21 protein-coding genes are annotated in these 24,387 nt (G+C 72.3%); 12 read left to right on the forward strand and 9 right to left on the reverse strand.

The genetic code is table 11. From position 1 onward, the window contains the following. Positions 1 to 77: 77 nt before the first annotated feature. Genes EDF55_RS18325 through EDF55_RS18335 form a run of 3 tightly spaced genes read left to right on the forward strand, consistent with a single transcriptional unit; the run spans position 78 to position 4,271 of the window. A complete protein-coding gene (locus tag EDF55_RS18325; protein ID WP_123656419.1) occupies positions 78 to 1,517 on the forward strand; it encodes an MFS transporter in 1,440 nt (479 codons plus the stop codon). Beyond that, a complete protein-coding gene (locus tag EDF55_RS18330; protein WP_123656420.1) occupies positions 1,514 to 2,179 on the forward strand; it encodes a TetR/AcrR family transcriptional regulator in 666 nt (221 codons plus the stop codon). The genes EDF55_RS18325 and EDF55_RS18330 overlap by 4 nt, the downstream gene beginning before the upstream one ends. A 49-nt stretch (positions 2,180 to 2,228) precedes the next feature. Beyond that, positions 2,229 to 4,271 carry a hypothetical protein gene (locus EDF55_RS18335; RefSeq protein ID WP_123656421.1) on the forward strand — a complete coding sequence of 681 codons (2,043 nt, stop codon included), beginning with the start codon at positions 2,229 to 2,231 and terminating at the stop codon, positions 4,269 to 4,271. A gap of 7 nt (positions 4,272 to 4,278) precedes the next feature. On the opposite strand, the gene EDF55_RS18340 is transcribed toward EDF55_RS18335, so the two are convergent. After that, a complete protein-coding gene (locus tag EDF55_RS18340) occupies positions 4,279 to 5,511 on the reverse strand; it encodes an MFS transporter (protein WP_123656422.1) in 1,233 nt (410 codons plus the stop codon). Positions 5,512 to 5,646: 135 nt separating this feature from the next. Here EDF55_RS18340 and EDF55_RS18345 point away from each other — a divergent pair, with 135 nt between their 5' ends. From EDF55_RS18345 to EDF55_RS18355, 3 genes are all read left to right on the forward strand, one after another. After that, the gene (locus tag EDF55_RS18345; RefSeq protein ID WP_165931573.1) at positions 5,647 to 6,303 is read left to right on the forward strand and encodes a GntR family transcriptional regulator; all 657 of its coding nucleotides are present in this window, start codon (positions 5,647 to 5,649) and stop codon (positions 6,301 to 6,303) included. Between the two features lie 90 nt (positions 6,304 to 6,393). Then, positions 6,394 to 7,644 carry an MFS transporter gene (locus EDF55_RS18350; RefSeq protein ID WP_123656424.1) on the forward strand — a complete coding sequence of 417 codons (1,251 nt, stop codon included), beginning with the start codon at positions 6,394 to 6,396 and terminating at the stop codon, positions 7,642 to 7,644. Continuing rightward, entirely contained in the window at positions 7,641 to 9,248 is a 1,608-nt protein-coding gene (locus EDF55_RS18355) for a carboxylesterase/lipase family protein (protein ID WP_123656425.1), read from the forward strand. The genes EDF55_RS18350 and EDF55_RS18355 overlap by 4 nt, the downstream gene beginning before the upstream one ends. 89 nt (positions 9,249 to 9,337) lie before the next feature. Here EDF55_RS18355 and EDF55_RS18360 read toward each other — a convergent pair whose 3' ends face one another. From EDF55_RS18360 to EDF55_RS18375, 4 genes are all read right to left on the reverse strand, one after another. Next, complete coding sequence (locus EDF55_RS18360) at positions 9,338 to 10,234, reverse strand: type II CAAX endopeptidase family protein (protein WP_221180782.1); 897 nt, start codon at positions 10,232 to 10,234, stop codon at positions 9,338 to 9,340. A 106-nt stretch (positions 10,235 to 10,340) separates the two neighbouring features. Continuing rightward, entirely contained in the window at positions 10,341 to 11,054 is a 714-nt protein-coding gene (locus tag EDF55_RS18365) for a response regulator transcription factor (RefSeq protein ID WP_123656426.1), read from the reverse strand. Then, positions 11,051 to 12,253, reverse strand: coding sequence for a sensor histidine kinase (locus EDF55_RS18370; protein WP_123656427.1), 1,203 nt, complete (start codon positions 12,251 to 12,253; stop codon positions 11,051 to 11,053). Before EDF55_RS18370 ends, EDF55_RS18365 begins: the two co-directional genes overlap by 4 nt. A 130-nt stretch (positions 12,254 to 12,383) precedes the next feature. Further along, positions 12,384 to 14,246, reverse strand: a complete 1,863-nt coding sequence (locus tag EDF55_RS18375) for an NAD(P)/FAD-dependent oxidoreductase (protein WP_123656428.1) — start codon at positions 14,244 to 14,246, stop codon at positions 12,384 to 12,386. 121 nt (positions 14,247 to 14,367) lie between these two features. On the opposite strand from EDF55_RS18375, the gene EDF55_RS18380 reads away from it, so the two are divergent. Next, positions 14,368 to 14,835: a MarR family transcriptional regulator gene (locus tag EDF55_RS18380; RefSeq protein WP_123656429.1), complete on the forward strand. Its 468-nt coding sequence runs from the start codon at positions 14,368 to 14,370 to the stop codon at positions 14,833 to 14,835. A gap of 82 nt (positions 14,836 to 14,917) precedes the next feature. On the opposite strand, the gene EDF55_RS18385 is transcribed toward EDF55_RS18380, so the two are convergent. Beyond that, positions 14,918 to 15,856, reverse strand: a complete 939-nt coding sequence (locus EDF55_RS18385; RefSeq protein ID WP_123656430.1) for a PD40 domain-containing protein — start codon at positions 15,854 to 15,856, stop codon at positions 14,918 to 14,920. Positions 15,857 to 15,927: 71 nt separating this feature from the next. Then, complete coding sequence (locus tag EDF55_RS18390) at positions 15,928 to 16,641, reverse strand: alpha/beta hydrolase (protein WP_123656431.1); 714 nt, start codon at positions 16,639 to 16,641, stop codon at positions 15,928 to 15,930. A gap of 133 nt (positions 16,642 to 16,774) precedes the next feature. Between EDF55_RS18390 and EDF55_RS18395 the strand changes: the two genes are divergently transcribed. The 5 genes from EDF55_RS18395 (at position 16,775) to EDF55_RS18415 (ending at position 21,291) form a co-directional block, all read left to right on the forward strand. Next, positions 16,775 to 17,692 carry a helix-turn-helix domain-containing protein gene (locus EDF55_RS18395; RefSeq protein ID WP_123656432.1) on the forward strand — a complete coding sequence of 306 codons (918 nt, stop codon included), beginning with the start codon at positions 16,775 to 16,777 and terminating at the stop codon, positions 17,690 to 17,692. Next, positions 17,649 to 18,050, forward strand: coding sequence for a cupin domain-containing protein (locus EDF55_RS18400; protein ID WP_123656433.1), 402 nt, complete (start codon positions 17,649 to 17,651; stop codon positions 18,048 to 18,050). Before EDF55_RS18395 ends, EDF55_RS18400 begins: the two co-directional genes overlap by 44 nt. Continuing rightward, positions 18,047 to 19,039 carry an aldo/keto reductase gene (locus EDF55_RS18405; protein ID WP_311317155.1) on the forward strand — a complete coding sequence of 331 codons (993 nt, stop codon included), beginning with the start codon at positions 18,047 to 18,049 and terminating at the stop codon, positions 19,037 to 19,039. The genes EDF55_RS18400 and EDF55_RS18405 overlap by 4 nt, the downstream gene beginning before the upstream one ends. 132 nt (positions 19,040 to 19,171) lie before the next feature. Beyond that, positions 19,172 to 20,212, forward strand: coding sequence for a hypothetical protein (locus tag EDF55_RS18410; RefSeq protein ID WP_123656434.1), 1,041 nt, complete (start codon positions 19,172 to 19,174; stop codon positions 20,210 to 20,212). Beyond that, positions 20,209 to 21,291, forward strand: coding sequence for an NAD(P)-dependent oxidoreductase (locus EDF55_RS18415; RefSeq protein WP_123656435.1), 1,083 nt, complete (start codon positions 20,209 to 20,211; stop codon positions 21,289 to 21,291). The genes EDF55_RS18410 and EDF55_RS18415 overlap by 4 nt, the downstream gene beginning before the upstream one ends. A gap of 64 nt (positions 21,292 to 21,355) precedes the next feature. On the opposite strand, the gene EDF55_RS18420 is transcribed toward EDF55_RS18415, so the two are convergent. Together EDF55_RS18420 and EDF55_RS18425 are read right to left on the reverse strand one after the other, a co-directional pair. Then, on the reverse strand, positions 21,356 to 23,377 hold the full coding sequence (locus tag EDF55_RS18420; RefSeq protein ID WP_123656436.1) for a DUF6807 family protein: 2,022 nt from the start codon (positions 23,375 to 23,377) through the stop codon (positions 21,356 to 21,358). A 126-nt stretch (positions 23,378 to 23,503) separates the two neighbouring features. Further along, positions 23,504 to 24,166: a bifunctional 2-polyprenyl-6-hydroxyphenol methylase/3-demethylubiquinol 3-O-methyltransferase UbiG gene (locus tag EDF55_RS18425; protein WP_221180783.1), complete on the reverse strand. Its 663-nt coding sequence runs from the start codon at positions 24,164 to 24,166 to the stop codon at positions 23,504 to 23,506. Positions 24,167 to 24,387: the final 221 nt, after the last annotated feature.

Raw genomic sequence — 24,387 nt, forward strand, 5'->3', positions numbered from 1 at the left:
ATTGGCGTTGACAGCGGGATGTGGGCACTCCTACGATCGGCTCACCCGAACCCCTGGTGCTCCAATGGAGGAGTCTCATGACAGCGACGTCAGAACCCCAGTCCCCGCCGACCACGACCCCTGACCCGACGGGCCGGATCTCCTTCGGCCGGCTGCTCGCGTGGTCGTCCTCGCACGCGTCGCAGGCCGGGTCCGTGATCGTCCTGACGTACTTCACGATCTACTGCACGGACACGCTCGGGCTCGCCCCCGCCGTGGTCGGCGGGCTCCTCCTCGCGAGCAAGCTCGTCGACGCGGTCGGGGTCCTCTTCGCCGGCTGGCTCGTCGACGCGTCCCCGGAGACCCGGTGGGGCAAAGCACGTCCCTACGACCTCGCGATCATCGGGATCTGGGTCTTCACCGCCGTGCTCTTCTCCACTCCCGGCGGGCTCGGCGAGGTCGCCGAGTACGCGTGGGTGTTCGTCAGCTACCTGCTCGTGACCGCGGTCTTCTCCCCGCTCTTCCTCGCGAACCAGCCGCTCTACCTCGCGCGGGCCTTCGCGAACCGGGACGCGTACACGAAGGCATCCTCGGCGTCCGGCATCGTCATCGGCGTGATCAGCCTCGTCGTGGGCATCGTCTTCCCCGTGCTCGTGGGGCAGGCGGGCAAGTCCACGACCGCGTGGTCGCACATGATCCTGGTGTTCGCGGTCCCGCTGGCGCTCATCGGCCTCATCCGGTTCTGCACCGTGCGGGAGACCCACCAGCCGAACCCGGCGGAGGCGCAGCGGGCGACGCTCCGCGACATCATGACGGTCCTGAAGAGCAACCCGTACCTGTGGAGCGTCTCGGGGATCCAGTTCGTCATCGCCGTGCTCGGCAACTTCGGCGCCCTGGCCTACTACTACCGCTACGTCGTCGGCAACGTCGGACTCCTGGGCATCGCCGGTGCGCTGGCGATCCTCATCCTGCCCGTGATGCTGTTCTTCCCCCGGATCATCAAGCGGTACTCCATCTCCGCGATCATCATGGTGTCGTCCGTGCTCGGGGCCATCGGGTTCGCGATGTACTCCTTCGCCGGGGCGAACATCCCGCTGCTGCTCGTCGCCGCACTGTTCACCGCCGCGGGCAGCACACCGATCGCCTTCCTGCTCCCGGTGCTCGTGATCGACAACGCGACGTACAACGAGTCGAAGGGGAACCGACGTCTCGAGAGCGTGGGCGGGGGCGTCACCAGCTTCGCGCAGAACCTCGGTGTCGGCGTCGCCGCGGGGATCGGCGGCATCGTGCTCTCGATCGCCGGGTACGACGGCACCCGCGCGGTGCAGACGCCGTCGGCGACGCTCGGGATCATCGCCGTGAACAGCTGGCTGCCGGCCGCGCTGTCGATCGTGGCCGCGGTCATCGCCTGGCGGTACCAGCGGTTCGAACGGGACCTGCCGGCGATCACCGCCTCGGTGATGGTGCAGCGCGAGCGGGCGGCGAAGGGCACGGCATCGGGAGACGACACCGGTGACGGCCCTACGGTGATGCGATGACCACCACCGAAGGCACCCGGAACAAGCGCGGCCCCTACGCCCGGTCGCAGCAACGCCGCGAGACCATCGCGCGTGCCGTCCTCGACATCGTCGACGAACTCGGCCACGAGAAGGTCACCACGGCCCTGGTCGCCGAGCGGTCCGGCACCAACGAGGCGACCCTGCTGTACCACTTCCCGACGAAGGACCACCTCGTCATCGCCGCCCTCGAGCTCTCCGACTCGCTCGCGGCGCACCGGGACCCGACGACCGGCGCCAGCGCCCTCGCCACGGACCTCGACCTCGACGGCCTCCGCGAGGTGGCGAACGCCCGGACGCAGACCGAGCTGCACCGACGACGCCTCTACCAGGTGATCAAGGGGCAGGCCGTGTCCGAGGACCACCCGGCGGCCGAGTACATCGCGCACCGGACCGCGGCGGCCATCGAGCTGTGGACCGCGGTCGTCGAACAGCAGCAGCGGAGCGGCCTCGCGCACCCGTCCCTCGACCCGGCAGCGGTCGGGCGCCAGGTCTTCGCCCTCTGGGAGGGACTGGCGACGATGAACGCGGTCGACCCCGACCTCGACATCGGCGAGATGCTCCTCGACGGCATCCGCCGGCTCACCGGCCGGAACTGGACCGAGATGATCGCGACCATGACCACCCCGACGGCCGGGCTCTGACCCGCCACCCCACGACGTCGCCCCACCCGGTGGAGCGAGGAGGAGCACCATGACCGACACGACGCAGGTGTCCGACCCGACCGACATCCCCTTCGCGGACACCGCCGCGCGCCCCTGGACGGACGTGGACGAGTGGCGTGACGAACCGGTCCGGCACCGCTACGTCCACGGCGGCTTCACGGGCACCGACACGCGCTTCTCGTTCTACTTCCCGCCCGCCGAGCAGTACCAGGGGCGCTTCTTCCAGCACGTCACGCCGCGCCCCCTGTCGGAGGACCTCGCGCAGCAGGCGTCCGGACAGGCCGACAAGATCGGCTTCGCTGCCGCGAGCGGCGCGTACTTCGTCGAGACCAACGGCGGTGGCGAGGCGGCCGGGGACCCGATGTCCGGGGTCGACCCGCGGATCGGCGCCTACGAGGCCAACGCCGCGGCCGCCCGGTACTCGCGCGTCGTCGCCGAGGAGGTCTACGGACCGCACCGTCCGTTCGGCTACGCGTACGGCGGCAGCGGCGGCGCGTACCGGACGATCGGCGCCGCGGAGAACACGACGGGGGTCTGGGACGGCTACGTGCCCTACGTCGTCGGGAGTCCGATGGCGATCCCGAACGTCTTCACGGTGCGGATGCACGCGCAGCGGATCCTGCACGACGCCTTCCCGGCGATCGTCGACGCGTACGACGCCGGCAGCGACCGCGCACCGGCCGAGCTGCTCGCCGACGTGCTGACCGAGGCGCAGGCCGCGGCGCTCGCCGAGGTGACACGGATGGGCTTCCCGCCGCGCGCCTGGTTCGCGTGGGGGACCCTGGGGACGCACGCGTTCAGCGCGCTCTACCCGGGCATCGTGATGGCCGACCCGGCGTACTTCGACCACGACTTCTGGAACGTCGACGGCTACCTCGGCGCCGACCCCGACGACCCGATCCACGCGGAGCGCACCCTCGTGGAGACGTCGGTCGCGGCCCTGCTGTCCACCGCGGACGCCGTGGCCGCGGGCCTCGTCCCGGACCGGTCGGCGTTCACCGGTGTCGGTGGGGTCGAACCGGTCTACGACGAGGTCCGCGCGACGGACGTGGCGGCGTTCACGCTGGGTCACACCCTCGACCACGACGTCGCCGGAGCGGAACTGCAGGTCCTCACGGGTGCAGCGGCCGGCGCGCGGATCCGGCTCAGCGGCACCACCGGCGACGCGGCGGTCATCGACCTCGACAACGACCCCGAGACGGTCGGCCGCATCGCCGTCGGCGACCGGGTCCGGGTCGACAACGCGAACTTCCTCGCCGCGCAGACCTACCACCGGCACCAGGTCCCCGACGCCTCGTACGCCGTGTGGGACCAGTTCCGCGACGCCGACGGCCGGCCCGGCTCGCCGCAGCGGCCCTTCCTCCTCGGACCCCTGTTCGCGGCCAGTGCGTCCGGGACCGTGCAGACCGGCCGGATCAGCGACAAGACGATCGTCGTCGCGTGCCTGCTCGACCGCGAGGCGTTCGCGTGGCAGGCGGACTGGTACCGCTCGCGGGTCGTCGAGCACCTCGGCGACGCCGCCGACGACACGTTCCGGCTCTGGTACGTCGACAACGCCCTGCACGGCGACGACGAGCACCAGGAGTTCCCGACGCGCACCGTGAGCTACCTCGGTGTCCTGCAGCAGGCCCTCCGAGCCCTCGCGCGCTGGGTCGAGGACGGCGTCGCTCCTGCCGCCTCCACGCGGTACGACGTCGTCGACGGGCAGGTCGTCGTCCCGCCGACGGCGTCCGAGCGAGCCGGTGTCCAGCCGGTCGTGGACCTGTCGTCCGACGGTTCCCGTCGCTTCGCCGCGCGGGTCGGCGAAGCGGTCGCGATCACCGCATCGGCGACCGTTCCGACCGCAGGCGGCGAGGTCGTCGCGCTCGAGTGGCACGACGGCCAGCACGAGGGCTACGTCGCGGAGCCGGTGACCCCGGCCCGGCGCGTCACCGCGACGCGGCACGTCGTCTTCGACGAGCCCGGGACGTACTTCGTCACGGCGCGGGTGACCGCGCAGCCGACCACGGCGTCCGGCACCGCGCACGAGCTCGTCCAGGACCTCGATCGTGTGCGGGTGGTGGTCAGCTGACGGAGGGTCAGACGGTCGACTCCCGCTCCGCCAGCTGCGCGACCACGTCCGCCTCGGACCGTGCCGCCCGCGCGAGCCGTCGCGCCACCGGGCGACGCAGCACGACGGCGAGCACCGCGCCCGCGACGAGGGGGAGGGTCATCGTCTGCCACATCGCCGGGTACCCGGCGGACTGCGCGATCGCACCGCCGGCGATCGGGCCGGCGAAGTCGCCGGCGTCGCTGCCGAGGAACGTGGTGCAGCTCGCGGCCCCGCGGCGGTCAGCCGGCACCATCTTCATCGCCATGCCCTCGATGAGGGGCTGGCACGACCCGTACCCGAAGCCGAGCAGGACGGCGGCGAGGAGGAACACGGGGAGTGTGTGCGCGGTGCTGATCACCAGGAGCGACGCGGCGAACAGGCCGAAGAACACCGCGAGCACCCCGTAGCCGAATCGGTCGGCGAGTCGGCCGGCGAGCGGGCGTGAGACGAAGAGGGTCAGCGCGTCGACGGTGAAGAACAGCGCGATGTGCGCACCCGCCCCCTGCCGTTCGGCGAAGAGCGCGAGGAACGGGTTGACGAGGCTGTAGGACCCCACGAGCAGGAAGAACAACAGCGCCGGGATGGCGACCTCGGGCGCGAAGACGTTCCGGGGCGTGATCCGGAACGGTCGACGCGGCACGGAGGGCGCGCGGACACGGGTGACGAGCGCGGCGGCCACGAGCAGCACGCCCCCGGCGACGAGGAAGAGCGTCCGGTAGCCGAAGGCCGCTGAGACGCCGAGGGAGATGTTCGGGCCGATCACCTGGGCGAGCGCCGGGGCGAGCGAGAACACCCCGATGCCGATGCCGAGCCGTTCGCGGGGGAGCAGGTCGGCCGCGAAGGCGATGCAGCACGTGGCGGTGAAGGCCTGACCGGCACCCTGGACGAGCCGGAAGACGATGAGCGGCGGTACGGAGTCGGACAGTCCGTAGCCGAACATCGCGATGGCGATCGCGCCCGCGGCGCCCATCAGCACGTACTTGCGGTCGAAGCTGTCGATCGCCGGGGCGGACACACACTTGAACACGATCGCGGTGACCGCGAACGCGCTGCTCACGATGCCGATGACGCTCGGCGTGGCACCGAGCGAGTCGGTGTACTTCCCGATGAGCACGTTGCTCATCGTCAGCCCGAGCGAGATGAGGGCGTACGACGCGAACAGGCACGCGAACCCCGCGGTCCACACACGCTGTGGTGGCGCGGTACCCGGCTGCTGCATCTCGACCTCCCTGTCGAGGATCGTGCACGTCGGTCAGGATCGTGCACGATCCAATGCATGAACTTAAAGCCGTCGGTCGTGCTCGTCAAGTCGACTTCGCACCGTGTCCGACGGGGTCTGCGCTATCGTGCTCGCGTGAGCAGTCGCGAGCCGGACAGCGAGAGCAAGGCGGATCTCGCCTACGCCCTCATCAAGCGTCGCATCATCGACCGGACCTACGTGCCCGGGTACCGGATCGTCGTCGACCAGCTCGTCCGCGAGAGCGGCCTGAGCAACATCCCGCTGCGTGAGGCGATCCGTCGGCTCGAGGCCGAGGGGTGGATCGAGGTCGTCCGGAACGTCGGCGCGCGGGTCGCGCTCTTCGACGTGGAGGACCACCGGAACACCCTCGAACTGATCGCCCGGCTCGAGGGGTTCGCGACCGCGCTGGCGCAGCCGAACCTGACCGCTGCTGACATCGCGGCGGCTCGGGCGCTCGACCGGGAGATGGGGGAGGCGCTCGACGTCATCGACCTCGACCGGTTCGGCCAGCTCAACCGTCGGTTCCACGCGCTCTTCCACGAGCGGAGCGGCGACGCCCACATCGCGTCGCTCCTGACGAGCGAGCTGCAGCGCTTCGACGTGATCCGCCGGAGTGTCAGTCACACCGTCCCCGGGCGGCACCGCGCCTCGATCGCCGAGCACGAGCGGCTCCTCGACCTCCTCGAGGCCGGCGCGAGCTCCGAGGCGATCGAGACGTGTGCTCGGCAGCACAAGCTGAACGGCCTGGACGTCCCGACGCCCGTCGCCTGAGCCCGGCTTGACGGCTCGGGTCTTCCTGCCTATCTTCAATCTCACACGATTTCGTGTGAGTTACGACGACCAGGCGAAAGGCTCCCTCCAATGGCGAAGGACATCATCGACGACGAACACGGGCGACCGCCCGTCCCGGCCGCGACGGCCGAGGCGGACGCGTCCGTGGCGCAGGAACCCTCGAAGATCTGGAACCGTGCGTTCATCGCGATCTTCGCCACGAACGTGCTCGTGTCCATCGGGCTGCAGATGTCGAACGTGCTCATCGGCAAGTACACCGACTCCCTCGGCGCGACCGCCGCGGTCGTCGGCATCGTCTCCAGCGCCTTCGCCTGGTCGGCGATCGTGTTCAAGCTCGCCTCGGCACCGGCTCTCGACGCCTTCAACCGGAAGTTCATCGTCCTCGGCGCGATCATCGCGATCGGCATCGCGTTCCTCGGGTTCGGCATCTCGGGCAACGTCCCGGAGCTGATCACCTTCCGCCTGCTGCAGGGCGCCGGCCAGGCGTTCAGCACGACGGCGTTCATCGCGATGGCGGCCGACGCGTTGCCGCGGGAGCGGATCGGTACCGGGCTCGGGTTCTTCACGCTCGGCGCCGGCATCGCGCAGATGGTCGGGCCGGTCATCTCGCTCAAGGTCGCGGCGGCGGGCTCCTACGACACGGCGTTCTTCATCGCCGCCGGGTTCGTTGGCCTCGGCGTCGTCATGTGCACCCAGATCAAGCTCAAGTACAAGCGTCCGAAGGGGTTCAAGCTGTCGCCGAAGAACTTCTTCGCGAAGGAGGTCCTGCTCGCCGCGATCATCACCTTCTTCGTGTTCGCCTGCTACAGCCTGGTGAACCCGTTCCTGGCGATCTTCGCGGGCCAGCAGGGCATCGGCAGCAACATCTCCTTCTTCTTCACGATCTACGCCGGCGTGCTCTTCGTCTCCCGTCCGCTCGCCGGTCGCCTGGCGGACCGCTTCGGGTACCTCGTGCTCGTCCCGATGATGGTGCTCTTCATCGGCTCGTTCTTCCTCATCAGCGTCTCGCACTCCCTGCTGGCGTTCCTCGTCGCGGCGGTCCTGTTCGGGTTCGGCTACGGCGGGTGCCAGCCGGTCCTGCAGTCGATGGCGATGAAGATGGTCCCCAGGGAACGACGCGGCGCGGGCAGCACCACGAACTTCCTCGGCAGCGACCTCGGCAACATCGTGGGACCGATCGTCGGCGGGTCGATCGCGACGACCTTCGGGTACAGCGCGATGTGGCAGGGCATGACCGTCGCGCTCGTGATCAGCGGCGTCCTCGTGGTCGTCCTCCGTCGCGCCATCGTGCGCCAGATCGACAGCGTGGCCACGGCATGAGCATCGACCAGCACACGACGACGACCGTCCCGACCGACGCCGGACTCATCGAGGGGACCACGGGCCGTCGCGACGACGTGCACGTCTTCCGGGGGATCCCGTACGCCGCCCCGCCGGTCGGCGATCTCCGGTGGCGCGCCCCGCAGCCGCCGGCACCGTGGGACGGCGTCCGGCAGGCCACCCGGTTCGGGGCGATCAGCCCCCAGCCGGAGACTGCCGCGACCCGTGCGCTCGGGCTGGGGATGGACGAGGACTGCCTCACGCTGAACGTGTGGACGCCGGTGTCGGGCGGCGACGAGCCGAAGCCGGTCCTGGTGTGGATCTACGGTGGCGGGTTCCAGGAGGGCAGCGCCGCCGACCCCCGGTTCGACGGCGAGAACCTCTCGCGTCGGGGTGTGGTCGTCGTGACGTTCAACTACCGGCTCGGTGCGCTCGGTTTCCTCGCGACACCGGAGCTGAGCGCGGAGTCCGGTCACGACGCCTCCGGCAACTACGGTCTGCTCGACTGCGTCCGCGCCCTCGAGTGGGTCCGGGACAACGTCGCCGCGTTCGGCGGCGACCCCGGCCGTGTCACGATCGCCGGGCAGTCCGCCGGGGCCGGCACGTGCAACTTCCTCGCGATGTCACCGCTGGCGACCGGCCTGTTCCACCGGGTGATCGCGCAGAGCCACGCCCGGCACGCGGGCGACACCGAGCTGCGGTACCTCTCGACCTCCTACCGCGGACGCGACGCCGCCGAGGCGCAGGGCGCGGCGTTCGTCGCGGCGCGCGGTGCGACGGACCTCGACGCGATGCGCGCGCTGCCGTTCGACGACCTCGTCGACCGGGACCGTCTCGGCGACATGGACGTCGAGACCGGGAGCGACGCCCGCCCACCGCTCTTCCGTCCCGTCGTCGACGGCTGGGTCCTGCCGCACGGCTACGCCGAGACGTACGCGCTCGGCGCCCAGAACCGGGTCGACTACATCGCCGGGAACGACCTCGACGAGAGCGGCGCGATCCCCGAGGACGCGTTCGCCGCGACACGTGCGAAGGGGGAGCAGCCGTGGCGACCGGGTCGACCGCCGACCCACGTCACCCTCGAGTCCTTCACCAGGGGCGCGCACGAGAAGTTCGGTCCGCTCGCCGACGAGTTCCTCGCGCTCTACCCCGCCACGGACGACGACGAGGCGGCCCTGGCGAGCAACGACGCGATCCACGACAACGCGACGGTGTCGACCTCCCTGTGGGGCACGACGTGGACCGCGGAGTGCGAGCGCCCGGTGCGGACGTACTTCTGGACGCACCGTCCGCCGTCGCCGTCCGGTGGCCCCCGTCGCGCCGGCCACGGTTCGGAGATCGACTTCGTGTTCGACAACCTCGACGTCGTCGACCTGGACTGGGACGACGACGACCGAGCGGTCGCGGCCAGGATGTCCGCGTACTGGGTGAACTACATCGCCACGGGCGACCCGAACGGTCCCGGCCTGCCGGCATGGCCCGAGTACGCGGCCACTGTGCCGACGGTGATGGACCTCGGGACCGACTTCGCGATGCGTCCGGTCGCCACCCCGGAGCGGACGGCGTTCTGGGAACGCTTCTTCCGGACGCAGGTCGCGTGGTGATCGCTGCCGCGGCTCCGGAGCGCTGACGCGCGGACGGGAGGCCCGGTGCCGGCCGGCACCGTGCCTCCCGTCCGTCGGATGACGACCGATCAGCGGCCGACGGCTTCCAGACGGACGCGCGCCGCGGCGGACCGGGTCGGCGCGACTCGCCGACGGCGGGCCGCGACGAGCATCGGGATCGCGACGGCGAGGCTGACCAGCACCGGCACGAAGGACGCCTCGAGGCCGAACGCGCCGCCCGAGAGCAGGCCGTCGCCGTGCACGGTGGTGACGAACAGGCCCGGGTCGCGGTGTCCGGAGACGGGGATGCCGAGCAGGCCCTCGATGACGTTCCAGGCGAAGTGGATGCCGAAGACGAACCACAGGTTGCGGCGCCACATGAAGGCGGCACCGAGGAGGACACCGGCTTCGATCGCGATGGCGAGGGACGACCACAGCGTGGCGCCGGGGTTGAGGAGGTGCGCGCCGCCGAAGAAGGCCGCGGTGACGGCGAGGGCGATCCACCGGCCGACGCGGGGGCCGCAGAGCTGCTCCACGCCCTGGAAGAGCAGGCCGCGGAAGGTGAGCTCCTCGACGATGGCGGCGCCGGCGTTCACGGCGAGGGCGAGCGCGACGGTCGTGGTGACGTCGTGGGGCGCCCAGGTCACGGTGTAGGCGCCGGTGGCGACCACGATCAGGTACGACACGGCGATGAAGAGGACGCCGATCGCGAGGCCGAGGAAGGTCTCGCGACCGATGCCGCGCACCGTCAGCTCGGGGGTCCGGCGGCGGGCGACGAGCCACATCGTGAGCTGGTAGAACACGAGCCCGGCGGCGGCGCCGATCAGCGCGGTGACGATGACGCCGGTGGCGTCCATCTCCGAGCCGACGCCGACCAGGATCGCGTTCGTGAGGAACACGAACACCGTGCCGATGATCATCCAGGTGAGGGGGAAGGTCAGGATCCGGCGCATCACGCTCGGCTTCCCGGCGGTGGTCGTTGCCATGGTCGGTCTCCTTCGTCGTGGAGCAGCATCTGCTGCCATGACGACCGTAGGAAACGGCGCGATCCGCCGGGTCCCCCAAAGGTGGACAGTCCCGTCGGGCGGCCCGTCAGTCGTCGGCGATGCCCGTGCGGTACGCGTAGACGACGGCCTGGACGCGGTCGCGGACCCCGAGCTTCAGCAGGATCCGTGACACGTAGGTCTTCGCGGTCTCACGGGTGACGAACATGGCTTCGGCGATCTCGACGTTCGACATGCCCCGGGCGAGGAGCCGCAGCACCTCGAGCTCGCGTGGTGTCAGCTGCCCGGACTCGTCGGCGACGGTGACCGGGGGCCGGATCCGGCCCGCGAAGCTGCCGATGAGCGTGCGCGTCACGGCGGGGTCGACGAGTGCCTCGCCGCGCGCGATCGTCCGGACGGCGTCGAGCAACTGCGGGGGCGAGGCGTCCTTGAGCAGGAACCCGCTCGCTCCGGCACGGAGGGCGTCGAAGACGTACTCGTCCAGGTTGAACGTCGTGACGACGAGGATCCGGGGTGGCGCCGCTCCGTCGTCACGCGGCGCGGCGAGGATCTCCCGGGTGGCCGCGATGCCGTCGAGCACCGGCATCCGGATGTCCACGACCATCACGTCGGGCGTCGCGTCGCGGGCGAGGTCGACGGCGTCGCGGCCGTTCGCGCCGAGCCCGACGAGCTCCATGTCCGTCTGTGCGCGGACCACCCGGGCGAACCCGTCGCGCACCAGGGTCTGGTCGTCGACGAGCGCGATGCGCAGGCGGCTGCCCGCGTCGGGTGGTGTCGGGGTCGCTCCGTCAGCCGCGTTCACCGGCGGCGGCCCGGTGTGGCGTGGGCGTCCGGGGCGAACGAGGCGACGACCTCGAAGCGGCCGCCGACGGCGCCCGTGTCGAGCCGTCCGCCGAGGAGCGCGGCGCGGTCCGCCATGCCCCGGCGGCCACGGCCGGGAACACCAGGAGGGTCGCCGGTCACGTCGTTCACGACACGCAGCTCGACGCGTCCGTCGTGATCGGTCAGGGTCATCTCGACGGGGGCTCCGGGGGAGTGCTTCATGGCGTTCGTCAGGGCTTCCTGGGCGATGCGGTACAGGGTGAGGGCGACCTCGTCGGAGAGGACGGGCCGTGTTGCCGGCTCGGTGAGGACGACGGGGTACCCGCGCTGCCGGGCCTCGGCGACGAGGTCCGCGACGGTGTGGGCGACGGCCTCCCGGGGTGCCGGCCCGCCGCCGGGCGCGGCGATGGTCTGCTCGAGGGCGCCGAGGAGCGACCGGAGCTCCTGGAGGGCGCGGCGGCCGGTGGTCCCGATGATCTCGAGGGTCCGGGCGCGTTCGGCCTCCTCGGACGCGTCGAGGTAGGCGGCGGAGTCGGCCTGCACGACCATGGCGGTGACGTGGTGGGTGACGATGTCGTGCAGGTCCCGTGCCAGCAGGTTGCGGGACTCGCGGACGGCGTCCTCCGCCGCCTGCATCTCGCGCGCTGCCTGCTCGGCGACCCGGCGCCGGACGAGGAGACCGACGAACCACGGGGTCGTGAGCACCAGGAAGAAGGTCGCCCAGTCGACGAGGCGTTCGGGTGAGCCCTCGGCGTGCAGGGCGAACGCGAGCAGCACGTACCCGGCGGCGACGACGACGGCGATCGTCCGCCGGTGCCGCTGCTCGTGGGCGGCGAACGAGTAGATCGCGACGAACAGGCCGAGCCCGGCGACCCCGGTGCCGACGCCGGCGAGCTGCGCCGCGGCGAACGCGACGCCCACCACGGCGAGCGCCGTCCCGGGGGCGACCCGGCGGGCGGCGAGGGTCAGGGACTGCCCGGCGATGAGGACCGGGGGCACCCACCCGGGGACGGCGTGGTGCAGCTCGCCGAGCTCGACCCCGGCGACACCGAGGGGGAGGAGCGACAGGACGAAGAGCAGGATCCCGCCCGCGGCGTCGCGGACCCAGACGGGCAGGCCGTCCCACGGCACCCGGACACGCCGCTGCCGCGGGTCGCGCACCGGCGGACGAGACGACATGGTCTCGACGCTAGCGTGATCCGCTGCGCGGCTCGACGGCGGGTCCGGTAGCCGGGTCGCGACCACCACCGGACGGGAGGCTCGGTGCCAGCCGGCACCGGGCCTCCCGTCCGTCACGGGGTGACCGTGCTCAGGTGGTGACCATCACCTCGTCCATCCGGTGTGCGCGCCAGTCCGCCAGGACGTCGCGGAAGACCACCGGGCCCGGGCCGAAGGACGTGTTCCCGGTCGTCGCGGTCCCCTCGCGGTTGTAGTAGCCCGGCGTGCAGCCCGCGCGGAACGCGTCGTTGTCGATGGCGGTGGCGCGGATCGTGGCGGCCCACGCGTCCTCCGCGTCGCGGGTCGGCTCGACGTACCGCGCACCGGTGGCCCGCGCGGACCGGATCAGTTCGGCGATGTGGTCGGCCTGGTCCTGCAGGACGTGGACGAAGTTGACCGAGTTCGCGTTCTGCAGCGGCCCGAGCTGGAAGAGGTTCGGGAACCCGTGCGTGGTGAAGCCGTGGAGCGTCCGAGGGCCCCGTGCCCACGACGCGAGCAGCATGGTGCCGCCGCGACCGTGCACCGGCAGGCTGCCGGAGAGCACCCCGGAGACGCCGACCTCGAAGCCGGTGGCGAAGACGACGCAGTCGACCGGGTACTCGGTGTCGCCCACGACGACGCCGGTCTCGGTCATCCGGGTGATGCCGCCCGTGTCCGCAGTGTCGACGAGTGTGACGTTCGGCTCGTTGAACGCCTGCAGGTAGCGGTCGCTGAACGCCGGTCGCTTGCACATGTAGCGGTACCAGGGCTGCAGCGCCGCGGCGGTGGCCGGGTCCTCGACGACCTCGTCGACACGTGCGCGGACGTCCGTCATGTGCTGCAGGTCGAGCAGCTCGTCGAGACGCTCCCGCTCCGCCGGGTCGACGCGCTCGTCCACGGTGCCGGTGATCATCGTGCGCTGGATCCGCGCCGTCGCCGTCCATCCGTCCCGGGTGAGGTCCTCGTCGACCGGCGCGCCGGAGACCGTGCGGATGAAGTTCTCCTGGCGTTCGCGCTGCCAGCCAGGACGGAGCGACGCGGCCCACGCGGGGTCCGTCGGACGGTTGTCGCGCACGCCGATGGTCGAGGGGGTGCGCTGGAACACGAACAGGTGCTCCGCGTCGCGGGCGACGAACGGGACGACCTGGATTCCGGTGGCGCCGGTGCCGACGACCGCGACCCGCTTGTCGGCGAGTCCGGTCATCCCGCCCTCGGCCGTGCCGCCGGTGTAGCCGTAGTCCCATCGGCTGGTGTGGAAGGTGTGGCCGCGGAACGTCTCGATGCCCGGGATGCCCGGCAGTTTCGGCTCCGTCAGGGTCCCGGAGGACGTGACGACGAACCGTGCCCGGAAGTGGTCGCCGCGGTCGGTCTCGACCGTCCAGACGTCGTCGTCCTCGTCCCAGCGCAGTCCGGTCGCCCGGGTCTGGAACAGGGTGTCGCGGTACAGGTCGAAGGTCCGCCCGATGGCCATGGCGTGCTGGCGGATCTCCTCGCCCGGGGCGTACCGCCACCTCGGGACGGTGCCGACCTCCTCGAGGAGCGGCATGTAGACGTAGGACTCGATGTCGCAGTGGATCCCGGGGTACCGGTTCCAGTACCAGGTGCCGCCGAAGTCGCCGGCCTCGTCCATGATCCGGATGTCCTCGACGCCGTGGCCGCGGAGCCGGGCCGCGGTGACGAGTCCGCCGAAGCCGCCGCCGATGACCAGCACCTCGACGTCCGTGGTCACCGGCTCCCGGTCGGTCCGGGGCGTGTAGGGGTCCTTGGCGTAGTAGCCGAACGAGCCGGTCGCGCGGCGGTACTGGGTCGCGCCGTCCGGTCGGACGCGTCGGTCCCGTTCCTGCCGGTACCTCGCCCGGACCGCGTCGACGTCGACCCCGCGGCGTGCGAGGTCGGCGGACACGCGATCGGCCTCGGTCTGGACGGCGGTCCTCCGGACGGTGGCGATGCTGTCGGTGGCGATGCTGTCGGTCATGGACATCCTCTCGAGCTGGTTAGCCTCAGGCTAAGCAGTTCGCCTTGGTGGGCGCTGGAGCCGCTCGGGGGAGCCGGCGCTCGAGCCGGCTCTGTGCTGGAGCCGGCCCTACGCTGGAGCCGTGACCGACCAGGACGACGAGCGCACGCGTCTCGAGCAGCGCATCGGCGCGATGACGACACGCTTCGAGAGCGAGGGGCTCGCCGACATCGTCGAGCCGCTGCTCTCGCTCCGGCTGACGCTGCAGCAGCTCAAGGTCCTCACCGTGCTCGTGACCGCCGAGGACGGCATGACCCTCACGACGCTCGCGTCGTCGTTCGGCGTCTCACTCGCCTCGATGTCCGGCGTCGTGGACCGCCTGGTCGAGCAGGACGTCGTCGCACGGACGGCGGCCGAGGGGGACCAGCGGGTCCGGCGGCTCCGTGCCACGGCCCGCGGACGCGATGCGGTCGGGCAGCTGATGGCGCGGCGGCCCGAGTACGGGTTGCGCGTCCTGCGGCGGCTCGACCTCGATGACCTGCGGGCGCTGGACCGCGGCATGTCGGCGGTCCAGCGTGCCGTCTGGCCGGAGGGCGGCGAGCGCTCCTGACCCGGCGATGCGCCGGGCCGACCGTCCGGGTCGACCTTCCGGTCTGGCGGTCCGGACTGGCGGTCCGGTATGGCCGTCCGGATCACCGCGCGGGGGCGCCGATCGGGTAGTCGACGAAGGCGAAGGCCGACCCGTCGGGCGCCCAGCCGTTGACGTTGAGGGTGCCCTGACCGCCGTCGAGCTCGACGATCGTCTCGGCGGCCTGCCACACCGCCGGTCCCCAGTCGCTGACGGTGCCCGGCCCGGTCACCAGGCGGAGCCGGACCCGCTCGTCCGCCGGGTGCCCTTGGGTACCGGGTGGGAACGACAGGAACACCGCGGCGTCACCCGTCGGCGTCGGGTGCGGGAACCAGTTCACGTGCTCGTCGACGGTGAGCTGCTCGAGCTCCGTGCCGTCGGGACGGACACGGGCGATCTGCGCATGGCCGGGCGCTTCCTCGAACTGCGCCGTGTTGAACAGGATCCAGGCACCGTCGGGCGTCCACTCCGGGCCGTCGGCGGGACCGGGGGCGGTGGTGACGGCGCGGTCAGCGGTGCCGTCGACGGCGAGCACGTGGATCGTGCCGGAGGACCACACGTCGTCGCCGTCCGGGTCGAGCCGGACGTACGCGAGTTCGGTGCCGTCCGGGCTGACGCCGTGCAGGAAGTGCATCGCACCGTCGTCCGGCGTGACCCGGGTCGCCGGACCGCCGGCGAGCGGGGCGCTCCAGATGTGGAAGTCCTCGGCGCTGACGTGGACCGTGACGCCGTCCGGGTCGAGGACGTGGTCGTTGTTGAGCGGCGGGACGCCCTCGATCGCGACCCGCTCCGGTGCGCTCGCGCCGTCGGACGGCATCGTCCAGAGGACGCCGTCCGCGTTCAGGACGAGTCGCCCGTCGGACGTCCAGTTCGGGGCTTCGTAGAGGCGCTCCGTGCTCTCGTGCACGGTCGTCACCGAGCGGTCCGCCCGGTTCCAGATCCGGACCCGGCAGCGCTGGCCCTCCAGCAGGACTCGTCCGGGCGGGGTGGTGTCGGTCGGCATGGGTTCCCTCGGGATCTGCGGCGTCGTTGCTCGTGCCGGACGATCCAACCACACGGTCGTGCGCTCGCGGCTCACCCTGCGAGCAGCGCCTCGATCCGGTCCACGACCAGGTCGGGTCGGGTGATGAACGGGTGGTGGCCGGTCGGGACCTCGACGGCGCGGGTCGCTCGCGACGCATGCTCCCGTTGCAGTGCGGTCGACGTGCTCCGGTCCTCGGTGCACACGAGGTAGGTCGAGTCGACGCCCTCCCAGCCGGCGGCCGTGGTCGGCGTGACGAAGGCGGCCGCGGTCTGCGCCGTGACCCGCTCCCACGCCGCGCGCTGGGTCGCGTCGTCGGCGTCCTGCAGGAACCGCGCCCCGAAGGACGACCGGTCGTACCCCGCGACCGCCAGGGTCCCGTCGCCGACCTCGGCGATCGACACCGGGTCGGGCTCGCCGCTCATGATCGCGGCCTGCGCCTGCCCGACGTCGGGCAGGTACGACGACACGTACAGCAGGTGCCGGACCGCGGGGTGGTGGCCGGCCTCGGCGACGACGGTGCCGCCGTAGGAGTGTCCGACGACGACGGCCCCGTCGGCCCCGTCCACCTCGTCGAGTGTGCGCCGGAGTGCGGCGGCGTCCTCGACCAGACCGCCCTCGGGGACGCCGGACGCGGTCTCGCCGCAGGACGGCAGCGCCACCGCACGGCTGCGGACACCCGTGCGGGCGAGGAGCAGGTCGGCGGTCGGCTGCCACCACCAGGCACCGTCGCGGACCAGGGCGCCGTGGACGAAGAGGAGTTCCATGGGGCCGACGCTACGGCCTCGTCCGCGACGCCGTCACGACGACCGCGACGGACCGGGCCGGCACGATCCCGACCGCCGAGGGTGTACCAGCAGGGCATTCCTCGTCCAGTTGCCGGCTCGTAGCGTGGTGGGCATGTCGCACAAGGACGACGTCAAGGAGTTCCTGACGTCACGCCGAGCCCGGATCACGCCCGAGCAGGTCTCGCTGCCCGGAGGACCGGGACGGCGCGTGCCCGGACTGCGTCGCACCGAGGTCGCGATGCTCGCCGGCATGAGCGTCGAGTACTACGCCAAGCTCGAACGCGGCGACCTCGTCGGGGTCTCCGACACCGTGCTCGTGGCGCTCGCGGACGCGCTGCTCCTCGACGACGCCGAGCGCGAGCACCTCTTCGACCTCTCCCGCGAGGCGAACGACTCCCCGGTCCGTCGGCGCCGGCGCCAGGTCCCCAAGGACGTCCGCACGAGCGTCCGCTGGGCACTCGACGGCTTCACCGCCGGCCCGGCGTTCGTCCGCAACGGCCGGATGGACGTCCTCGCCGAGAACCAGCTGTTCCGGGGCCTCTACTGGGAGATGTACGAGCAGGAACACCGCCCGGTGAACCTCGCCCGGTTCGCGTTCCTGCACCGCGAGCTGTCCGAGCGCTTCTACCCGAACTGGGCGACGGCGGCCGACATCAACGTCGCGATCCTCCGGACCGAGGCCGGCCGGAACCCGCACGACCGAGCGCTGCAGGACCTCATCGGCGAGCTCTCCACGCGGAGCGACGAGTTCCGTGTCCGCTGGGGCGCGCACGACGTCCGCCACCACGCGCACGGCGACAAGCACTTCCACCACCCGGTCGTCGGCGACCTCGACCTCGTCTACGAGGCGATGGAGCCGATGGGCGAGCCCGGACTGAACTTCCTCGTGTACTCGGCCGAGCCCGGCTCGCCGACCGAGGAGTCCCTCCGGCTGCTCGCCAGCTGGGTGGCGACGAAGGAACGAGAACGAGAACAGGAGCAGCACCATGCGGATCGAACCGAAGCAGCCCACCACGAAGAACCCGCCTGAGCAGTTCACCGGGGACGTGTACCTCGACCCGATCGCCGCGCCGAAGGAACCCGGGCAGACGATGACGGTGGCGAAGGTCCGCTTCATGCCCGGGGCACACACCGCGTGGCACTCGCACGCGAAGGGGCAGACCCTGCACGTCACCGAGGGAGTGGCCCTGATGGGGACGCGCGACGGCGGCGTGATCGAGGTGCAGCCCGGAGAGACCGTGTACACCCCGGCGGGCGAGGAGCACTGGCACGGTGCGACCCCCGACCGGTACATGGAGCACCTCGCCATGCTCGACCTCTCCGACGACCCGGCGACCACGACCACCTGGCTCGAGCACGTCGCCGACGACGACTACCACCGCCCGTGATCGCGCACCGGACCCTCGGCCAGGGGCTCGACGTCTCCGCGCTCGGCCTCGGCTGCATGACGATGACCGGCGGGTACGGCGGCGACCCGGACCGCACCGCGATGACGGAGCTGCTGCGGAGCGCGGTCGACCAGGGCGTCACGCTCTTCGACACCGCCGAGATCTACGGCCCGCACGCGAACGAGGAACTCGTCGGCGCCGCGCTCGCTCCCGTCCGCGACGACGTCGTCATCGCGACGAAGTTCGCCGAGGCGATCGACCCCGACAGCCGGACCCTCCTCGGCCGGATGCTCAGGCCCGACGAGGTCGCGTCCGCTGTCGAGGGCTCCCTGCGTCGGCTCGGCACCGACCACATCGACCTCTACCACCAGCACCGGATCAACCCCGAGTACCCGATCGAGGAGTTCGCGGGCGCCGTCCGGGAACTCATCGCGGCCGGGAAGGTCCGGCACTACGGGCTCTCGGAAGCCGCCGAGGGCACGATCCGCCGCGCACACGCCGTCCAGCCGGTGACCGCGGTCCAGAGCGAGTACTCGCTGTGGTGGCGTCGGCCGGAGGACGGGGTGCTCGCAGCGTGCGCCGAGCTCGGCATCGGGTTCGTGCCGTTCAGCCCGCTCGGCAAGGGCTTCCTGACCGGGACGATCGACCCGTCGGCGACCTTCGGGGCGAACGACCTCCGGGCGAGCATCCCGCGGTTCGGACCGGAGGCGCTCCGGACCAACGTGGAACTCGTCGACGGCGTCCGCGCGATCGCCGGAGAACACGATGCCTCGCCGGGCCAGATCGCACTCGCCTGGCTCCTGGCACGGGCACCGTGGATCGTGCCGATCCCGGGCACGACGAAGGCGCACCGGCTGGCGGAGAACGTCGGCGCGGCCGAGGTCGCCCTGTCCGCGGCGGACGTCGACCGGCTGACGGCGCTCTCCGACTCCGTCGAGATCGTCGGCGGACGCTACCCCGAGTGGCTCGAGTCGCAGACGAACCGCTGACGCCGGGCCCTGCGGTTTCCCGCACGATCGGGGATCCGTCATCGACCACCGGCACCTCCCGGGATCACACTGTGCTCACCGCGGCGCACTTCCCCGCGGGCAGCGGCAACACCGTCCCGCGAGGAGCAGGCGATGTCCGAGCCCCACCCCGAGCCCGACCCCCGGATCTCGCACGCGCCACCCCGCCTGGCCTACGTGCTCACCTCCTACGGTGACGGCGAGCAGCTGCTCCGCCTCGTCCGGACGCTGCGCCGCGGCGACCCGCGCGCGGAGGTCGTCGTCCAGCACGACGAGACCCACCACCCGTTGGACCGTGCACCGCTCGAAGCGCTCGGCGTCCACGTCCTCCTCAGCCCGGAGACCATCGGCTGGGGCGACATCACCCTCGAACGCGCCCGCTGGCGACTGTTCGACTGGGTCCTGACGAACCTCGACGTCGACTGGGTGATGCTCCTCTCCGAGCAGGACTACCCGACGGCCCCGTTCGCGGTCCTGCACGCCCGCCTCACCGCCGCGACCGCCGCCGGGGACAACGCCGTCATCGAAGCCTGGCCGATCGCCGAGGTCCCGGACCCCGCGATCCGTGCCGAGGCCGAACAGCGCTACCGGTTCCAGTACCGCGCGCTCCCCGACATCGGGTTCGAACGCCGCCTGCCGGAGCCGCTCGCGAAGGTGTTCCGCTGGGTGCGCGGTGTCGCGATCCACCGGCTCCGCGAGCACCGGCTGCCGGTCCGCCTGTACGCCCCGGCACCCGCGGTCGGCGCGCCGGCACGCATCGGGTTCCTGGCGCTGCGCAGCCCGTTCACCACGGACGCGCCGTGCTGGTTCGACAGCTGCTGGTTCGCCATCGACCGCCGCGCGATGCAGGCCGTCGTCGACCGCACCACGAACGACCCCGCGCTGGTCCGGTACTTCGAGCGCACGATGATCCCGGTCGAGTCCGCCACGGCGACGATCATCGGCAACGACCCAGCCCTGCACCTGGAGCGGGCGAGCCTGCACACCATCCGCTGGTCGGACACCACCTCCGGCCGACCGGACGTATTCACCCTGGACGACGTCCCGATGCTGACGGCCGCCGGGCTGCCGTTCGCGCGCAAGTTCGGCCCGGACCCCGCCGTGTTCGTCGCCCTGGACGAGCACGTCCTGCAGCATGCCGAGGAGGCATCATGACCCGAACCGTCCTGATCACGGGAGGCGCCGGCTTCATCGGCTCCCGTCTGGCCGCCGACCTCGCCGGAGCCGGCGACGACGTCGTCCTGCTCGACTCCCTGCACCCGCAGGTGCACGCCTCCGGCTGGCCGGCCCTGCCCGCCGGCATCACGGCCATCCCGTTCGACGTCACCGTCCCGACGATGTGGGACGCGGTGCTGCGGTCGGTGCACCCGGACGTGGTCGTGCACCTCGCCGCGGAGACCGGGACCGGACAGTCGCTCACCGAGGCCAGCCGCCACACCCGCGTGAACGTCGTCGGCACGAGCGAGCTCCTCGACGGTCTGCACCGCGCCGGGGTGGTCCCGGAGCGCTTCGTCCTGGCGTCCTCCCGCGCGGTCTACGGCGAGGGCGACTGGGCCACGGCCTCGGGGGAGCGCTTCGCCGCCGACGCACGCGACGTACACCAGCTGGAGCGCGCGCAGTGGGACCCGGCGTCGCCGGACGGCTCGGTCGCGACACCGCTCGCCCACGCCGCCGCCACCACCCACCCGCGTCCGTCCAACGTGTACGCGGCGACGAAGCTCGCCCAGGAACACGTGCTGCACGCCTGGGCCTCCGCACACGGTGCGCCCCTCTCGGTCCTCCGGCTGCAGAACGTCTACGGACCCGGCCAGTCGCTGACGAACCCGTACACGGGCATCGTCAGCCTCTTCGGTCGCCTGGCCCGCGATCACCGCTCGATCCCCGTCTACGAGGACGGCTCGATCACCCGCGACTTCGTCTTCGTCGACGACGTGGTGCGGGCGCTCGCCGCGGCCACCCGCAGTGACCGCGCCGGCACGACGACCGTCGACATCGGTTCCGGTGCGCCGATGACCCTGCTCGACCTCGCCGGCGTCATCGCCGAGCAGGCGGGCGCACCGGCACCCCAGGTGACCGGCCAGTACCGGCTCGGCGACGTCCGCGCCGCCTTCGCGGACGTCACCGCGGCGGGCGCGCTGCTCGGTTACGAACCGCGCTTCGACCCGTCGCGCGGCGTCGCGCTCCTGCTCGACTGGATGGCGACCCAGGACGCACCGACGTTGCGAGCGGCCTGACGCGGTGGTCTGACCACGACCCGACGGGAGGCTCGGTGCCAGCTGGCACCGGGCCTCCCGTCCGTCAGTGGGCTGCGGAAGACCGCCCGAGCAGCTCGACGGGATCGGCTCGCCCGTCCGCGACCACCGCGCGGAACGCCCGCACCAGCGGGACGCCGGGGCGGACCACGGCCGGCGTCGACCACGCGAGCGCCGACCCGATCGCCGGGTACTCCGCGGCGCGGACGAACCAGGGGTCGCGGTGCCCGAGCGCCTCGAGCGCGATGGTCGCCGCACCGCCGTCGAAGTCCGCAGACCAGGACACCCACGGGGCGACCGAGCCGTGCACCGCGGCCTCCCCGGTCGCGGAAGCCGTACGCACCTCGACGTCGTCGCACGCCGGGAACCGCCAGAAGAACCCGCCGTACCCGGCACCGACGCGACCGTTGCTGCCGGGGCCGCCGAGCCGCACCGGGGCGTCGCCGGGAGTCCGGAACGACGACGCGATCCGGAGCTCCCACGCGTCGGGCCCGAGCGCCCTGGCGCTCGTCACACGTTCCTCGTGCAGGACCGGCCGACCGTCCGGGCCGCGCCAGGAGACGTCGACCGTCCGGGTGTCGCCGAGCGCGGCGGCCCAGTCGACGGTGACGGTGCCGTGGTCGTCGCGCCAGACGTAGCCGGCGCCGTGCACGTACGTCCGGCCGCCCCAGCAGTTCACGCCGTCGACGTCCGGGATCGCCGGGCCGACGCCCGCGTGCCAGTCGTGGTCACCGGGGTGGTGCGCACTGACGTGCACCCCGCCGAGCGTCCGGACCGGGTGCAGGTACGGCCGGGGGACCGAGCTCGGGACGGTGCCGGCGCCGTCGAGGGACGTCGCGACCTCGGTGCGGGCGCCGTCCGGGCCGTCGACGACGAAGCGGTGGAGCACCTCGTCCCTGACGGCGTGCGCCCACGGTGCGCCGACCTCGGAGAACAGCGCGAGCTCGTCCGCGGCGCGGGCCACGATCGCCTCGACGTCGGCGACGACCGGGTGCCGCTCGGCGCCCTCGCCCGTCCAGGTCACGTGCGGGTGGTCGATCTGCACCGGCTCGGTGGCGCGCACGGCTTCGAGCACCTCGACGAACGCACCCGTCGACGCGAGCGGCACGAGCAGGTCGGCGCCGGTGCGGCGGTGGTCGAGCAGGTTCTCGAGCAGGTCCGTCCGGTCGTGGTGGACGGTGTCCGTGTCCGTGTCCGTGCCCCGGCCGTCGCCGTCGTCGCGGGTGACCTCGTCGAGCGTGTACGCGAACGTCGCCGCGCCGGTCGCGCCGCGGACCCGGACGCGCGGGATCGTCTCCTCCGGTGCGCAGAGCGTCACGGCGGCGGTGGCCTCGAGACCCGCGGCCGTCGTGACCCGCACCGCCGAGGTGTCGTCGCCGTCGATGGCGTTCGCCCGGTACAGCTCGACCTCGACGCGCACGACGTCCTCGGCACGACGGCACCCGACGACCGCCAGGGCCGTGGCCACCGCGTGGGCGAGCGGGTTCGCGACCACGCCGTCGAGCACGTCGACCCCCGCGATCCGGCGCTTCCCGGCCCACGAGGACCGCTCCCAGTACCCGGCGTCCCGTCGCCAGGTCCCGACCGCGGCGGCCGAGCGGACCCGGCCGACGACCGCGCCGGAGCGGAAGGCGGGGACGGCGGCGGACCCGAGGCTCTGGAACCCGACCTGCACCACCCTGCCGGTGCGCCGTTCGGCGTCGAGGAGCTCGGCGAGCGCAGCACGGGTCGTCACGGGCGGCTTCTCGAGGAGCACGTCGGCGCCGGCATCGAGCGCGGCGAGCGCCAGCGGGAGGTGTGCCGCGATGGGGGCCGCGACCACGACGACGTCGACGGGGCCGACCGACCGGGCAGCGGCGACGTCCGCGACGACCGGGACGCCGCCGTCCTCGGTGCTCCCGAGCGTCGGGTCGACGACGGCGGTCAGCGTGCACGCCCCGGCGGCGACGAGACGGTCGATGTTCGCGCGGTGGTGCAGGCCGTAGCCGCGGGCACCGACGAGCACGACGCCGGGCGGCTCCGCTCCGGCAGCCGCTCTCGTCCGGTCACCACCCACGTCGGTCGTCACCTCGCGAACCTATCGCGCGGCGTGCCGATCGGCTGCGCGACTGCCGACGCGGAACGACAGCAGCGCTGTCGTACGACGACGACGGTGTCGTTCCGGGTCGGCACCTCGCGCCCGCTCGACCGAGCGTCAGGCGCGGCGGACCAGCACGACGCTGTCCAGGAGCTCGTGGACTGAGCCGTCGTCCCGCGGTACCGCGCGCGGGCGGAGCTCGGCGGCGACGACCTCCCACGAGGCGTCCAGGTCGAGCACGCGCAGGTCGTCCTCGGGCGTCGGGAAGCGGTACCCGTCCAGCTCGTGCTCGTGCTCGTGCTCCTGTGCGTGCTCGTGGTCGTGCGCGTGCGGCGCCGCGGCGTGCGCCGTCACCAGGAGGTGTCCGCCCGACTCCACGAACCCCGTCGCCCGGCGCAGGATCGCCTCCCGCGGGATCTCGACCGGCCAGGACTGCAGGAACGACGCGGTCACCAGGTCGAAGCGTTCCCCGGGCTCCCACGTCGCCAGGTCCGCCGCGACGAACCGGGTCCTCGTGTCGAGGCCCGCGGCTGCAGCAGCGGCGTCGCCCCGTGCCGCGGCGGTGGGGGAGAGGTCGACCCCCGTGGCCGTCCACCCCTGCTCGGCGAGCCAGAGCACGTCGCCGCCCTCTCCGCACCCGAGGTCGAGCGCGGTCCCGGGCACCAGCTGCGCGGCGACGTCCGCGAGCACGGCGTTGACCCGGCCGGACCACATCCGCTGCTCGTCGGCGTACCGCTGCTCCCAGTAGGTGGCGGCGGAGGGCTCGGCATCGATCGGCATACGCCGAGTCAGACACAGCTGGGGTTCCGGGGCAAGTCCCGTTGCCGGACCGGCAACGGACCGGAGGCTCGGTGCCGGACGTGCCCCGAGCCTCCCGTCCGGCACAGCGCACGCCGCGCCTGCTGGTGCGGTCCGCCCCGCGGGTGTGGTCGCGCAAAGCGACAGTGCTCGCGGGTGCCGCGACCGAGGACTGTCGCTTTCCGCGACCACTCCGCGACAGG

Source organism: Curtobacterium sp. ZW137 (assembly GCF_003762905.1).
In the GTDB taxonomy this organism is placed as follows: Bacteria; Actinomycetota; Actinomycetes; order Actinomycetales; family Microbacteriaceae; genus Curtobacterium.

Bases quoted from the DNA above. Each gene is read 5' to 3' on its own strand.
- EDF55_RS18325 (WP_123656419.1), top strand. From the start codon at position 78: ATGACAGCGACGTCAGAACCCCAGTCCCCGCCGACCACGACCCCTGAC.
- EDF55_RS18330 (WP_123656420.1), top strand. From the start codon at position 1,514: ATGACCACCACCGAAGGCACCCGGAACAAGCGCGGCCCCTACGCCCGG.
- EDF55_RS18335 (WP_123656421.1), top strand. From the start codon at position 2,229: ATGACCGACACGACGCAGGTGTCCGACCCGACCGACATCCCCTTCGCG.
- EDF55_RS18340 (WP_123656422.1), bottom strand. From the start codon at position 5,511: ATGCAGCAGCCGGGTACCGCGCCACCACAGCGTGTGTGGACCGCGGGG.
- EDF55_RS18350 (WP_123656424.1), top strand. From the start codon at position 6,394: ATGGCGAAGGACATCATCGACGACGAACACGGGCGACCGCCCGTCCCG.
- EDF55_RS18355 (WP_123656425.1), top strand. From the start codon at position 7,641: ATGAGCATCGACCAGCACACGACGACGACCGTCCCGACCGACGCCGGA.
- EDF55_RS18360 (WP_221180782.1), bottom strand. From the start codon at position 10,234: ATGGCAACGACCACCGCCGGGAAGCCGAGCGTGATGCGCCGGATCCTG.
- EDF55_RS18370 (WP_123656427.1), bottom strand. From the start codon at position 12,253: ATGTCGTCTCGTCCGCCGGTGCGCGACCCGCGGCAGCGGCGTGTCCGG.
- EDF55_RS18375 (WP_123656428.1), bottom strand. From the start codon at position 14,246: ATGACCGACAGCATCGCCACCGACAGCATCGCCACCGTCCGGAGGACC.
- EDF55_RS18385 (WP_123656430.1), bottom strand. From the start codon at position 15,856: ATGCCGACCGACACCACCCCGCCCGGACGAGTCCTGCTGGAGGGCCAG.
- EDF55_RS18390 (WP_123656431.1), bottom strand. From the start codon at position 16,641: ATGGAACTCCTCTTCGTCCACGGCGCCCTGGTCCGCGACGGTGCCTGG.
- EDF55_RS18395 (WP_123656432.1), top strand. From the start codon at position 16,775: ATGTCGCACAAGGACGACGTCAAGGAGTTCCTGACGTCACGCCGAGCC.
- EDF55_RS18400 (WP_123656433.1), top strand. From the start codon at position 17,649: ATGCGGATCGAACCGAAGCAGCCCACCACGAAGAACCCGCCTGAGCAG.
- EDF55_RS18410 (WP_123656434.1), top strand. From the start codon at position 19,172: ATGTCCGAGCCCCACCCCGAGCCCGACCCCCGGATCTCGCACGCGCCA.
- EDF55_RS18415 (WP_123656435.1), top strand. From the start codon at position 20,209: ATGACCCGAACCGTCCTGATCACGGGAGGCGCCGGCTTCATCGGCTCC.
- EDF55_RS18425 (WP_221180783.1), bottom strand. From the start codon at position 24,166: ATGCCGATCGATGCCGAGCCCTCCGCCGCCACCTACTGGGAGCAGCGG.